General features: G+C 66.6%; 14 protein-coding genes. 6 read left to right on the forward strand and 8 right to left on the reverse strand.

Going from position 1 to position 12,276, the window contains the following annotated elements; all coding sequences use genetic code 11:
- Positions 1-230: isochorismatase family protein (locus ACWDU1_RS19905; RefSeq protein ID WP_450000410.1), on the forward strand; the 230-nt coding region annotated here is incomplete at its 5' end.
- 72 nt (positions 231-302) lie between these two features.
- Here ACWDU1_RS19905 and ACWDU1_RS19910 read toward each other — a convergent pair.
- Together ACWDU1_RS19910 and ACWDU1_RS19915 are read right to left on the reverse strand one after the other, a co-directional pair.
- The gene (locus ACWDU1_RS19910) at positions 303-605 is read right to left on the reverse strand and encodes a hypothetical protein (RefSeq protein ID WP_450000411.1); all 303 of its coding nucleotides are present in this window, start codon (positions 603-605) and stop codon (positions 303-305) included.
- A gap of 82 nt (positions 606-687) precedes the next feature.
- Complete coding sequence (locus ACWDU1_RS19915; protein WP_450000413.1) at positions 688-1,908, reverse strand: CaiB/BaiF CoA transferase family protein; 1,221 nt, start codon at positions 1,906-1,908, stop codon at positions 688-690.
- Positions 1,909-2,043: 135 nt separating this feature from the next.
- On the opposite strand from ACWDU1_RS19915, the gene ACWDU1_RS19920 reads away from it, so the two are divergent.
- From ACWDU1_RS19920 to ACWDU1_RS19930, 3 genes are all read left to right on the forward strand, one after another.
- Positions 2,044-3,225, forward strand: a complete 1,182-nt coding sequence (locus ACWDU1_RS19920) for a thiolase family protein (RefSeq protein ID WP_450000414.1) — start codon at positions 2,044-2,046, stop codon at positions 3,223-3,225.
- An 80-nt stretch (positions 3,226-3,305) separates the two neighbouring features.
- A complete protein-coding gene (locus ACWDU1_RS19925; RefSeq protein WP_450000416.1) occupies positions 3,306-4,067 on the forward strand; it encodes a crotonase/enoyl-CoA hydratase family protein in 762 nt (253 codons plus the stop codon).
- Positions 4,068-4,127: 60 nt separating this feature from the next.
- Entirely contained in the window at positions 4,128-4,898 is a 771-nt protein-coding gene (locus ACWDU1_RS19930; protein ID WP_450000418.1) for an SDR family NAD(P)-dependent oxidoreductase, read from the forward strand.
- A gap of 122 nt (positions 4,899-5,020) precedes the next feature.
- On the opposite strand, the gene ACWDU1_RS19935 is transcribed toward ACWDU1_RS19930, so the two are convergent.
- From ACWDU1_RS19935 to ACWDU1_RS19960, 6 genes are all read right to left on the reverse strand, one after another.
- Positions 5,021-5,812 (reverse strand): TetR/AcrR family transcriptional regulator C-terminal domain-containing protein, encoded by a 792-nt coding sequence (locus tag ACWDU1_RS19935; RefSeq protein ID WP_450000420.1) that lies wholly within the window; start codon positions 5,810-5,812, stop codon positions 5,021-5,023.
- A gap of 201 nt (positions 5,813-6,013) precedes the next feature.
- Complete coding sequence (locus tag ACWDU1_RS19940; RefSeq protein ID WP_450000422.1) at positions 6,014-6,556, reverse strand: TetR family transcriptional regulator; 543 nt, start codon at positions 6,554-6,556, stop codon at positions 6,014-6,016.
- A 314-nt stretch (positions 6,557-6,870) separates the two neighbouring features.
- The gene (locus tag ACWDU1_RS19945) at positions 6,871-7,944 is read right to left on the reverse strand and encodes an NAD(P)H-dependent amine dehydrogenase family protein (protein WP_450000424.1); all 1,074 of its coding nucleotides are present in this window, start codon (positions 7,942-7,944) and stop codon (positions 6,871-6,873) included.
- 241 nt (positions 7,945-8,185) lie between these two features.
- Positions 8,186-8,602, reverse strand: a complete 417-nt coding sequence (locus tag ACWDU1_RS19950) for a roadblock/LC7 domain-containing protein (RefSeq protein WP_450000426.1) — start codon at positions 8,600-8,602, stop codon at positions 8,186-8,188.
- Positions 8,599-8,967: a hypothetical protein gene (locus ACWDU1_RS19955; protein ID WP_450000427.1), complete on the reverse strand. Its 369-nt coding sequence runs from the start codon at positions 8,965-8,967 to the stop codon at positions 8,599-8,601. The genes ACWDU1_RS19950 and ACWDU1_RS19955 overlap by 4 nt, the downstream gene beginning before the upstream one ends.
- 500 nt (positions 8,968-9,467) lie before the next feature.
- On the reverse strand, positions 9,468-9,986 hold the full coding sequence (locus tag ACWDU1_RS19960; protein ID WP_450000429.1) for an N-acetyltransferase family protein: 519 nt from the start codon (positions 9,984-9,986) through the stop codon (positions 9,468-9,470).
- A 252-nt stretch (positions 9,987-10,238) separates the two neighbouring features.
- On the opposite strand from ACWDU1_RS19960, the gene ACWDU1_RS19965 reads away from it, so the two are divergent.
- Both ACWDU1_RS19965 and ACWDU1_RS19970 read left to right on the forward strand, forming a co-directional pair.
- On the forward strand, positions 10,239-11,285 hold the full coding sequence (locus tag ACWDU1_RS19965) for a YdcF family protein (RefSeq protein WP_450000430.1): 1,047 nt from the start codon (positions 10,239-10,241) through the stop codon (positions 11,283-11,285).
- 64 nt (positions 11,286-11,349) lie between these two features.
- Positions 11,350-12,276: family 1 glycosylhydrolase (locus tag ACWDU1_RS19970; RefSeq protein WP_450000431.1), on the forward strand; the 927-nt coding region annotated here is incomplete at its 3' end.

Raw genomic sequence — 12,276 nt, forward strand, 5'->3', positions numbered from 1 at the left:
TGCTGCGCAACCTCGGTGTGTCGACGATCGTCGCCGTGGGCGTATCCCTCAACGTGGCCATCCCGAACTTCGTCATGGACGCGGTGAACTCGGCCTACGACGTAGTCCTGCCCCGGGACGCCGTGGCCGGAGTACCGGCGGAATACGGCGCGGCGATGATCGACAACACCCTGTCACTGCTGGCCACGGTCACCACGACCCGCGAACTCCTCGACACCTGGAAGACGTGATCGCCTGACAGGGCCCGGGCCGGTCGGCGACCGCGGGCGGGCGCGACTCGGCAAGCCCGCGGCCGCGATCGGTCAATCGCTCGCGGGAAGCGGTTTCGCGTCCTTGATCGCGAGCGGCGTCGCTTCCACGGTGAGCGTGCCGGTGCCGCCGCGGGTCACCAGGATTTCGGCGCCGCTGTCGTGGACGTATCTCTTGCCGAGCGCGGTACCCTCGGCCAATTCGGGATCGAGTACCGCGCCCGCCGCCTTCTCGTCGCCGAGCGCGACCATCGGCACGCCACCGCAGCGCAGTCCGGTCAGCGCGCCGGTGGCGCGGATGACGATCACCTGGGTATCGCAGACCTGGCTTTCCAATCGGCTGCCGCTCTTGATCACGATTGCTCCTCGCGGTTCGTAGAGACCGGCGTGAGCTCGTCGACGAGTACACGCCGCAACACCTCCGCGCAGCGGTGCCCGATCACAGGATGGCTCCCGCGTCCTTGGCGGCGATGATCTCGTCCCAATCCATTCCGAGTTCCAGCAGCAGGGTCTCGGTGTGCTCGCCGTAGGCGGGGGCCCGGGTGGGCGCGGCGGGCGTCTCGTCGAACTGCACCGGAGCGGCGACGGTGCGGTACCGGTGGCCCGCGTCGTCGTGCACGGACATCAGGTAGCCGTTGGCCGCGACCTGGGGGTCGTCGAGGACCTCCTGTGGACTGGCGATCGTCGACCAGACGCCCGGTTCGCCGGCAAGGACCCGCTGCCATTCGGCCAGGTCGCGTTCGGCGAAGATCTTGCGCAATTCGGTGGTGGCCGCTTCCTGGTTCAGTACCAGGTTCGCCAGCGGAACGAACCGTTCGTCGGTACCGAGATCCGGCCGCCCTATCCGGTCACAGAAGCCCTTCCAGTAGCGGTCGGTCTGCAGGAACATCAGCTGCACCCAGCGATCGTCGCGGGTGCGGTAGCGGTTGACGGCCGGATTCAGCGCCGTACCCGCCGGACCGGCGGGTATGCGGTCGATACCGTAGTAGTCGGCGGCCGCGATATCCGGGGACACGGCCCACATGCCCTGGGCGAGCAGTGAACTGTCCACGATCGGTGCGTGCCCGGTCCGCTCGCGGTGGAACAACGCCGCCGTCACACCGCCGGCCAGGGTGATACCGCCTTGGAGGTCGCCGAAAGCCGGCCCCTGGGCCACCGGATATTCGGTGTCCGGCGGGCTCAGCGCGTACGCGACACCGGCCCGCGCCAGGTAGCTGGCCCCGTCGAAGCCGCCGCGATCCTTCTCCGGGCCGCGACTGCCGTGGCCGCTGCCCCGGGCGATGATCAGCGCGGGGTTCAGCTCGCGCAGGCGCTCGGCGGTGAGGCCCGCGCGCTCGAGCGGTCCGGGGAGCCAGTTGGTGAGGAAGACATCGGCCCCCGCGAGCAGTTTCGCCAGGATCTCCCGGCCGAGGTCGGATTTGATATCCACGCCGATACTGCGCTTGCCGTGATTACCGATCTCCATCATGAAGCTCGCCCGCACCGGTGAACCCTCGACGGTCAGCCCGCCGACGACCAGGTTCCGGCACGGGTCGCCCCCGCGGGTGTCCTCGATCTTGATCACGTCGGCACCCCAATCGGCCAACGCCGCGCCCGCGCTGGGTACATAGGTCCACGAGGCCAGTTCGACCACCCGGATGCCGTTGAGCAGGCCGGTCATCGGCGCTCCCTTCCTGAACGAGCAACTGTCTTGAAGTACTATACGGTAAGTATTACAGTTGGAAACCCGGGATCGTGTTTCCCGGATGTACATCGCCACACCTGCGCGTGTGGCTCGAACAGAGGTTGAGAGAATATGGCCAAACCCGTCATCGTGGGCGCCGTCCGGACAGCGATCGGGCGATCGTTCAAGGGCGCGCTGGCGAACGTGCCGACCGAAACTCTCGCGACCACAGTGCTGCCGGAAGTGGTTCGCCGGGCAGGTGTGGAGCCCGGCGCGGTCGATGATGTGGTGTTCGCCGAACTGAACTACGGCGGGGGTGACCTGGCCCGCCACGCCGCCGTGGCCTGCGGGATGGAATCCGTCCCGGGGCAGGCGGTGAACCGGCACTGCGCGGGCAGTCTCACCGCGATCGCCAACGCTTCCGCGCATATCCGTTCCGATATGGAGCAGGTTCTCGTCGCGGGCGGTGTGCAGTCGCTGTCCACCGCGCCGTTGATGAAGTGGCGCAAACCGGATTCGGGGCCGGAAATGGAGTTCATCGAACCGTGGATCCCGCCGTCGCATCCGGAGACCCCCGACGCCCCGACCATGGATATGTCGGTCACGGTGGGCTGGAACACCGCGAAAGCGGTCGGTATCGGCCGGGCGGAGATGGACGCGTGGGCATTGCGCTCACATCAGCGCGCCTGTGACGCCATCGAAGCCGGCAAGTTCGTGGACGAGATCGTCCCGCTGAAGGTCACGCAGGCCGACGGCACCGTGATCGACTTCGCGGTGGACGAACACCCGCGCCGCGACACCACACTGGAGCGCCTGGCTGCGCTGCCAGTGCTGCATCCCGAGATCGAAGGGTTCTCGATCACCGCCGGCAACAGCAGCGGGATCAACGACGCCGGCGCCGCAGTGGCTCTGGTCGGCGATGATTACGCCGCGGCCGAAGGGCTGGAGGTGATGGCGAGCGTGCGCGCCTGGGCAAATGTCGGGGTGGCGCCCCGGGATACCGGCCTGGGCGCGGTGAAGGTGATCGGCAAGGTGCTGGAGCGGGCCGGCCTCGCCGTGGGTGATGTGGCGCTGTGGGAAATCAACGAGGCCTTCGCCTCCACACCGATCGCGGCCTGCCGAGAGTACGGCATGGACGAGGAGCGGGTGAACTTCTCCGGTAGCGGATGCAGTCTGGGTCACCCGATCTCGGCCAGTGGTGCCCGCATGGTGACCACGCTGATCTACGAGTTGCGCCGCCGCGGCGGCGGAATCGGTGTCGCCGCGATGTGCGCGGGCGGCGGTATGGGCGGTGCCCTGGTGCTCGAGGTCTGAGATCCCGGCACCGCCACGCCGGACGCGTCGTGCATCCGGCAACACAATCCTGTTCATTCACACAAGTAGGTAGGTGACCGGTGTCGGACGAAGTTCTGGTGGAGCGCCGCGGGCGCACGCTGGTGATCACGATCAACCGACCGGACGCGCGCAATGCCGTGAACCTGGCGGTGAGCCGGGGCCTGGCCGGAGCCATGGACGAACTCGACGACAGCCCCGAGCTGTCGGTCGCCGTCCTCACTGGTAGCGGTGGTAATTTCTGCGCGGGTATGGACCTCAAGGCCTTCGCGGCCGATGAATACCCGTATATTCCGGGCCGGGGCATGGGTTTCACCGAGCGGCCGCCGCGCAAGCCGATCATCTCCGCGGTGGAAGGGTTCGCCCTGGCCGGAGGCACGGAACTGGCGCTCGCCACCGACCTGGTGGTCGCCTCGCGCAGTGCGCAGTTCGGCATCCCGGAGGTGAAGCGGGGCCTGGTGGCCGGGGGCGGCGCGCTCCTACGCCTGCAGCAGCGCATTCCCTATCAGAAAGCGCTCGAGCTGGCCCTCACCGGCGAGAACTTCACCGCCGAACAGGGGGCGACCTTCGGGTTCGTCAACGTGCTCGCCGAGCCCGGTGCGGCCTTGACCGAAGCCCTGCGGCTCGCCGACCGGATCACCGCCAACGGACCGCTGGCGGTCGCGGTGACCAAAGAGATCCTCGTCGAGTCCCGGTACTGGAGCGCGGAGGAGATGTGGCAGAAGCAGATGGAGCTGCTCGCCCCGGTATTCGGCTCGAGGGACGCGCAAGAGGGCGCGAAGGCTTTCGCGGAGAAACGAACTCCCGAATGGACCGGCACCTGACCGGCACCGCACGTCCATCGGATCCCGACCTGTTGATCACGAAAGTAAGGAGAACCCCCGGTGTCGTTCGAGGGAGAAGTCGTTCTGGTGACCGGCGGCGCCGGCGGGCTCGGTGCCGCCACCGTACGCCGCCTGCACGGCGCCGGCGCGGCGGTCGTCATCGCCGATGTCGCCGACGAGAAGGCCCAGGAGCTGGCCGACGAGCTGGGCAACAAGGCCGTCTACGTACGCACCGACGTACTGGACGAAGACGCGGTGAACGCCGCGCTGGACGCGGCGGCAGAACTGGGTGAACTGCGGTACTCGGTGATCGCCCACGGTGGATTCGGGGTTCTGGAGAAGGTGGTGAACCGCGACGGCAGCCCGCACACACTGAAGGGCTTCACCGACACCATCGGCCTGTATCTCACTGGGACCTACAACGTACTGCGGCTGGCCGCGGCACGAATGGGGAAGTTGGAGCCGAAGCCGAACGGGGAACGCGGCGCGATCGTGATGACGAGTTCGATCGCCGGGTACGAGGGGCAGATCGGGCAGTCGGCCTACTCGACGGCCAAGGGTGGCGTCATCGCTCTGACGCTCACCGGTGCCCGCGACCTCAGCGCGCTGGGGATCCGGCTCAACAGTATCGCCCCGGGCACCATGCACACTCCGATCATGGAGTTGATCGGAGAGGAAGGACTGGCGAAGTTCGCCTCGACGGTGCCGTTCCCGAAGCGGCTGGGTGCGCCGGACGAATACGCGAACCTGGCCCAGCACCTGCTGGAGAACCCGTACATGAACGGGGAGGTCGTGCGGATCGACGGCGCGCAGCGTTTCCAGCCCCGCTGAGCCACCGGCATCGCCTGTGACCGGTCCCGTCGCGGTGATGCCCTCGAAGCGCCCGTGCCGGCTCGGCGTACGGTGCCACGGAATGCCCTTGTAGACGGTGGCACCGTACGGGAGCGGATCTTTTACCTGGTGGCCGCGCGATTACGCGGCTTGGCGGCTTTCTTCGCCGCGGGGCGGGTGGCGCGGCGGGCGGGTGTGGATTTCGTCTCCTGCTCGCCGCCCTCGAGTAGCCGGTAGGCCTGATCCAGAATGGAATCCAGGCCGTGCTCGAAGTTCCGGTCGTCGGGCGCCCCGGAGTGGTACCCCATGGCGGCGGCCCGGGCCAGCAGGGGAGTGGTCTCCGGATCGATGATCACGTTCTCGTAGTACGCCGTGGATTCGGGGCCGAGGTCCCGGTTCTTGTCCGAGAGTCGCTGCAGCACAACGAAACCGTGCACGTGCAACTGGACGCGCGAATACGTCTCCACCGCGCTCTCCAATGAGAAGCCGGCCTCGACGAGGCCGGCGATCACCCGTTCGGTCTGCTTGCCGCCGAGCCGGGCCGCCTTCTCACCCAGTGCCGATCGGATCAGGATCAGATCGCACAGGATGGGATTGCCGAGGAAGGCCTGCCGCATGGTCTGCGCGTGTTTGCGCAGCGTGTCGCGCCAGTCTCCGGCTTCGATGAACGGTGTCTCGAAGGCATACTGCCGCAGCGCCCGGTCCGTCATGGCGTTGAGCAGCTCTTCTTTTTTGCGGAAGTACCAATAGATGCTGGTCACACCGACGCCGAGATGCTTTCCCAGCAGCGGCATGCTGAGATTGTCGATCGAGATCTCTTCGGCGAGTTCGAAGGCGCCCGCGACGATATCGTCGGGATTGAGGGAGCCGCGTTCGCGTCTCGGGCGCTTCGTGGCGGTGCCCTGCTTCGCCATCTCGAACCTACTTCCTTACCGGCGTGACATCGGCAAGGCGTATCGCACGGGCCGCGGAGATTGCGGGCTCTGCGGCACGCTACTCTGCCGAAAGTGACACTGTTGACGCTACCACAGGGTATTCTGTAACGATTTTCCGGTCGCGCCGCTCCGGCGGCACATCGCATCGGCGGAACTGCGCCGGATCGAACCGGGGCTTTGTCATCCGGGGGCGGCCCCGGTGCTGCCGTCGAGCAGATCGATCACCAGCATGAGCCGCGCGCGCAGCTGCGCGATGGAACAGCGTTTCTGTGCCACCGCGACGATCTCACCGATCCAAACCTCCGTGAGCACCTCGGCGGCACCGGGATTCATCGGCTTGCCGGTGCCGCCGGCGAATGCGGAGACGAACATGGCGCTGGTTCGTTCGCGGATCAGGTCGGTCTCGGGGATCGCCATTGCCCACGCCACGGTGCAAGCGCGGGTCATTGCCCCGGCCACCCGATGGGATCGCTGCATTCCGAGGGTGAGTCGGTCCACCAGGTACTTCAAACGTTCGGAAGGGTCGTCGATGGCTCGCAACGCGCCACCGACCTCGGATTCGAACAGGAGCAACTCGGCCTCGAGTGCGGCAATCAGCAGGTGAACCTTCGACGGAAAACGCTCGTACACCGCTCCTATGGGTACATCCGTACGACTAGCCACCTCCCGCATGACCACCGTGTCGAAGCCGCCGTCGGCGACCACACCGATCGTGGCGTCCAACATCCGTTCGCGAGTGCGGTCCACTGCCGCCGACGCGGCCTCGTCTTCCGGCCGCGAGAAGGCATCGGCCCGGCCCTGTTCATGTCCCGGGTCGTCGGCCGGGATCGTCACTGCCGGCTCGCCGCACTTCTGATTCGCACCGCGAAACCCGTAATAGTCACCTGTCTGGACACAAGTCCATCATAGCCGCCGACGGCCTCGCGCGCGGTTGCCGGATCGGTGCGCCGCGCCGGTGATACGAGCGGGGGCGGCCTCGGGCCGGCGGATAACAGCCGGCCGCCACGGCCGCGGTGAGCACCGGTCCGGCGGCCGGGTCACCACAGTAGGCCTTTGACGACGGCGGGCTGAGGGATATCTTCGATCGAGACGATTCCGGCCGGGGCATCACAGACCCAGTCGATCGCGTTCACCACCCGGGCCGCGGTCGAGATACAACCCGCGTCGGTGGCGTCGAAACGCGGATGCGATACATGGGTGTTGATCTCGACCCGTGGATCCCCCTCCACCACGACGCGGTGCACACCGATATGTCCGTCCGGCGGGTAGTCCCACTCCGGCGCGGCTGCCGGGGTGAGTCGATTGACGTGCTCGAGGGTGATGACCGGCCTGCCGTCGCGCACCCCCTCGGTGGCGAACCGGACCGCTGCCATCTGCCCCGGCAGCACGGTCATCATGGTGCAGTCGATGCGCTCCGGAGTGAACCAGCGCTCGGTTCGTTGCCGGACCCCGTCGAGGGTGACGCCGAGCGCCGCGGCCAGGCCGCGTACCTGTCCGCCCCACATCGACTCCACCACCCCGGGCAGGAACAGCGGCGGCAGTTCGGCGTTTTCGGCCACCCCGAAACCCATGGCGGCGCCGGTGAATTCGGCGTCGTCGTAGTTGCCGTAGTCGAAGATCTCCTGCACCATGATCGTCTCCGCACGCGTGACCAGTCCCAGCGCGGTATGTACCAGCGTATCGCCGGAATAGCCCGGGTCGATTCCGTTGATATACAGCGAAGCGCCGCCTGCCGCGCACGCCTTCTCCAGCGGCTCGCGCACCCAGTCCTCGGCGTGCCGGGGCGCGACCATCCACACCAGCGACGACCCGACGACATCGACACCCGCGGCCAGGATCGTCGAGATCTGCTCGATGGCCTCCACCGGTCTGGTCTCGGCGAGCGCGGTGTACACGACGCAATCGGGCCGCAGCGCGAGCAGTGCGTCGATATCGTCGGTGGCCAGGATGCCCGTCGGCCGGTCCCACCCACAGAGTTCGGCGGCGTCGCGTCCGACCTTGGCCGGGCTCGCGGCGTGTACCCCGATCAGTTCGAGGTCGGGGCGACCGATGATGGCCCGCAGCGCGTGCCGCCCGACATTACCGGTGGAGAACTGCACTACTCTTCGCATGACCTACCTGCCTCGATCCTGAGATCTGCCCCGACCGTGACGTGGCACAGGTAACAATACGGTTGTCTATACCGTAACAACAATAGTGAATTTCTCACCGACTGCGGCGTGGTGGTGACCGGCCACGCCACGGCGACGTTGCACCGAAACGCCTTTCGGGCGTTCCGGTGCGGCGCCGGATGTCCGAGCCGTCATTCGCGAGCGACCCGTGTAGACGGGCGGTGCGAACACGGCCGGGAAATCATGAGTCGGGGGATTGCAGCAGCTGCACGGTTCGCTTGGCCGCGATGCTGAACCGGCCCATGCTGACGGAAGCCCGGCCGGTCACGATGAGCAGCAGGGTCGTGCTGATCGGGAAGACGCCGACGCAGCCGTTCTCGGCCTCGAAGATGGAACCCTGTAGCCGGCCGTGGGAGACCAGCTGCGTGAAATGATCGCCTATCCCCGCACCGGCGGCGGCCATCGCCGACGCGCGAACCGCCATACTGTCGGCGTCGTCACCGCTGGATTCCCTGTTCGCGGCTATGAGAAGGCCGTCTCGGCTGGTCATGATGGCGTGCTCCACGCCGTCGATCTCATCGCATGCCTGCTGCAGTAGGCGGCCTACGACCGCCGGGTCGCCGAGTAGCACTTCCCGGCGCCCGGAAACTCCGGTCATAGTCTGACCGCTTGCTCGACGCGGCGGAGCTGGTGGCGCGCGAGGGCGAGATTGGCCCGGGCACGGTCGAGTGCGAGGTAGAGGAAGAGCTGCTCATCGGCATTTCGCGCGAGCGGCATGATGATGTGATATTGGGATTCGAGGGATATGAGAATGTCCTGGACCGCATCGTCCAACTGCAGGGCCTCGATCGCTCGGAGCTTCGCGCGCAGCACCTCTGTGTTCACGGCGCCGGCCACGTCGAGGTCGAATACCGAGCTGCCGCCTTGTTTCGCCAGCAGCATTCCGCTTCCCGCGTCGACGAGCGCGATTCCGATCGCGCCGTCCACGGCCATGCCCTCGCGTAATGCGTCATCCAGATTCATATGAAACTCCTGAACCGAAAAAGCCGTCGTCCTGCGACGCTCCACGGTCCTCCAGATCGATAGGCCGCCCTTCGACCACGTTGCCGAGAATCGAGGATCGACTCGCCGAATAGCGCGATGACCGGAAGGCACCTGGTACCAACAGGGTTCGTGCCCCCGAGTGGGTGAGAACGTGCTCGGCGGCAGCAAAAGACTAGCAACGAAGTCGAACGCGATCCAGATCGAGGGGTGAATATTTTCGGCCGGCGGGTTTCGGGACCGGTTGTGTGGCAATAGAAGTACGGAATGATGATTCGGGCGTTCATTCCATTCGCCTGTTTGCGTTTGCAAGTCGGCTTTTTGTAGGTGGTTGTCCGCGGAGATTTCGCAGGCGATCGGGGGCGAGAACGCAATTATTCGCTGTGGCGTACCGGATTCTTTTCGAGAGGAATGGGTTGACGAACAGCCGGCCGCGAAGGGGATGGCGCCGCCCTGCGTAGAGCCCGGCGCCCGGCTCGGTTCTACCGCGCGTAGTCCTCGAAGCCGAGACGCCTGTTCATCGCTATCGCCGCGGTGTTGGCGGGATGGTGGTATGCGACCAGCCATCGATAGCCGGCGTCGCGGACGAATCGGATTGCCCGTACTTTCAGCGCCAGCGACAGCTTGCGCCCCCGGAACGTTCTGAGCACACCGGTCATCTCGCTGAATGCCACCGCGTCCGCCGGGTGCAGCGAGGTCGCCGCCATGCCCACCCACCTGCCTTCGTGAATCGCAAGGATGACGCCGTTCGGGTCGTAGCCGGGGGCGGCGATGCGGTGGGTGATGTAGTCGGGGTAGCTGTAGAACTCGCCCCGGCCGGGGATGTCGGCCGAGCAGGTCTTGTTCAGTTCGTAAAGCGCGCGGTGGTGTTCGGCGGTGTCACCGAGTTCGGCGATGGTGGTGAAGACCATGCCGGTGAGGCCGGCCTCGTCCCGTGGGGAAGCGAACTTCGAGCCGTCGAACTTCTCGGTATCCAATCGCAGCCGCACCCAATCCACCACATTCACGAATCTATAACCCCACCAGCCGGACCCGGACGGTATCCGCGTGAGGCTGCGGACGGCGCAAGCACTCTCGGAATCGAAGCCTGAACCGGGCTATATTCTGTACATATATGGATATGCGCATTGATGCTGAGTGCGATCCGGGTTTGCGGTGGACCTCGCCCGAAGGCTACTCATATGTCCGCGTAGCGACGGAACGGCACGATTCGGGGTAGTCCGGGAGTGGCGGCCGATTACAGGAGGCGGTAGGTGGGTCCGGTGCTTCTGCTCGGGGCGGGTTGGTGTGTGGCGGTGTTCGGCGCGGTCCGGTTGGTTCGGGAACCGCGCCGGTTGTCCAACGGATTCACGATGCTGGCCGCGGTCGTCCTGGTCGTCGCCGGTCTGGGTAGTGCGGCCTCGCGTATCGCCGATCGGTCCCCGTGGACTTCCGCGGCGGTGCCGGTGGGGGCGTTGTTCCTGATGGTGATGGTCGTCGCCGGAATCGGATTGCTCACCAACGGTATCGGTGTCATGCGGCGCGAGGGCGTGCAACCCATGACGTCGACTCCGGTGCTCGCGGGTGCCGGGCTGCTGACGCTGTCGGTGGCCGCGGCGTTCCTGTTGTTGCGGGGTCCCGCCGTTCCGCAGTGGGTGATGGCGATCGCCGGCGCGGTGGCCCTGGTGGGCGTATACCTGGTGGCCCATCTGCTCGCGTTCGCCGGTTACGCCCTCGCCTACGGCAGGCTTCCGGACGAGGAAGGTGTGGACGCTGTCATCGTCCTCGGGTGCGGTCTGCACCGGAACAAGGTCACGCCGTTGCTGGCTGCCCGCCTCGACCGGGCGCTGCGGGTGTACCGCGCCGAAACCGCCCGGGGGCGGTCGCCGTTGGTCGTGACCTCCGGTGGGAAGGGCGGTGACGAAGCCGTCAGCGAAGCGGACGCGATGGCGGCGTATCTCATCACGGCGGGCCTCGCCGAACCGGTGATCGTGCGGGAACGGGAGTCGCGCAACACGGAGGAGAACCTGCGCAACAGTCTGCGTCTGCTCACCGAGACCGGGCTGGATCCCGCCGCGATGCGTGTCACGGTGGTCACGAGCAACTTCCATGTGCTGCGTGCCGCGGCGCTGACCAGGCGACTCGGGGTCGATGCGCGGGTCGTGGGCGCGCGGACGGCACGCTATTTCGTGCCCGCGTCGTTTCTCCGCGAATTCGTGGCCGTGCTGACCACGCACTACCGCCGCTCGCATATCGTCATGGCGGTGGTGGCAGCCGGGATACCGGCGGCCGCCACGGTGGACGCGCTGGTGACGCGTTGAGACAGGCGGTTCTCCCGATCGGCAATTCCACGCCGAGCCGGTGCTTTCCGGCTACCCTGATCCGATGCGCCCACGGCTCCGTCGGTTCTGTGTAGCAACGCTTACGGTTCTCGTCTCGACCGTATTGTTCTGTTCGCATTCTGCGGCCGACCCGCAATCCACGGCCGGACTACCACGGTTGGACGGTGGGTTCCTCTGGGGCGTGGCATCGTCGGGGTTCCAGGCCGAAGGTCATGCGCCCGACAGCAACTGGGCGCGGTATATCGCGGCCACCCCGGGCTACGACCGGCTCGGGAACTCGGTGGATTTCCACAGCCGCTACGAATCCGATATCCGGCTCGCCGCGGATCTCGGCGTCCGGGTGTTCCGGATCGGGGTCGAATGGGCACGTCTGCAGCCGGCACCGGGGGTGTGGGACGAGCAGGCATTCCGCTTCTACGATTCGGTGATCGCGAGCATCACCCGGGCGGGTATGCGACCGATGATCACCCTCGATCACTGGGTGTATCCAGGGTGGATCGCCGACCGGGGCGGCTGGCGCAGTCCGACCATCGTCGAGGACTGGCTGGCGAATATGCGTGCCGTCGTCGACCGTTACGCGGACCGGGACCCGCTGTGGGTCACCGTGAACGAGCCCGTCGCCTATATCGCCCACGAGGCCGGCCGCGGTAACGCCGACCCCGTCCAGATGCTGGACCGGATCGCCCAGGCGCACAACACCATCTTCGACCATATTCATCACGTCCGGCCGAACGCTCAGGTGACCAGCAATGTCGGTTATGTCGCCGGCGCGGACGACCGGATCAACGGTGCCCTCGTGGACCGGATCGGCGCCCGCCTCGATTACGTCGGGATCGATTACTACTGGGCCTATGATCCGGCGCGGACGATCATCGAATACCTCGGCGGCGCCGTGGGATCGTCCGTCCCGCCCGGACCGACGATCTGGGAACTTCCGATCCGCCCGGAAGGAATCTATTTCGCGCTGCGG

Source organism: Nocardia sp. NPDC003345, from assembly GCF_053589395.1.

What these genes read in the sequence shown, in the direction of transcription:
- ACWDU1_RS19915 (WP_450000413.1), bottom strand. Translation starts at nt 1,908, where the DNA reads ATGACCGGCCTGCTCAACGGCATCCGGGTGGTCGAACTGGCCTCGTGG.
- ACWDU1_RS19920 (WP_450000414.1), top strand. Translation starts at nt 2,044, where the DNA reads ATGGCCAAACCCGTCATCGTGGGCGCCGTCCGGACAGCGATCGGGCGA.
- ACWDU1_RS19935 (WP_450000420.1), bottom strand. Translation starts at nt 5,812, where the DNA reads ATGGCGAAGCAGGGCACCGCCACGAAGCGCCCGAGACGCGAACGCGGC.
- ACWDU1_RS19945 (WP_450000424.1), bottom strand. Translation starts at nt 7,944, where the DNA reads ATGCGAAGAGTAGTGCAGTTCTCCACCGGTAATGTCGGGCGGCACGCG.
- ACWDU1_RS19950 (WP_450000426.1), bottom strand. Translation starts at nt 8,602, where the DNA reads ATGACCGGAGTTTCCGGGCGCCGGGAAGTGCTACTCGGCGACCCGGCG.
- ACWDU1_RS19955 (WP_450000427.1), bottom strand. Translation starts at nt 8,967, where the DNA reads ATGAATCTGGATGACGCATTACGCGAGGGCATGGCCGTGGACGGCGCG.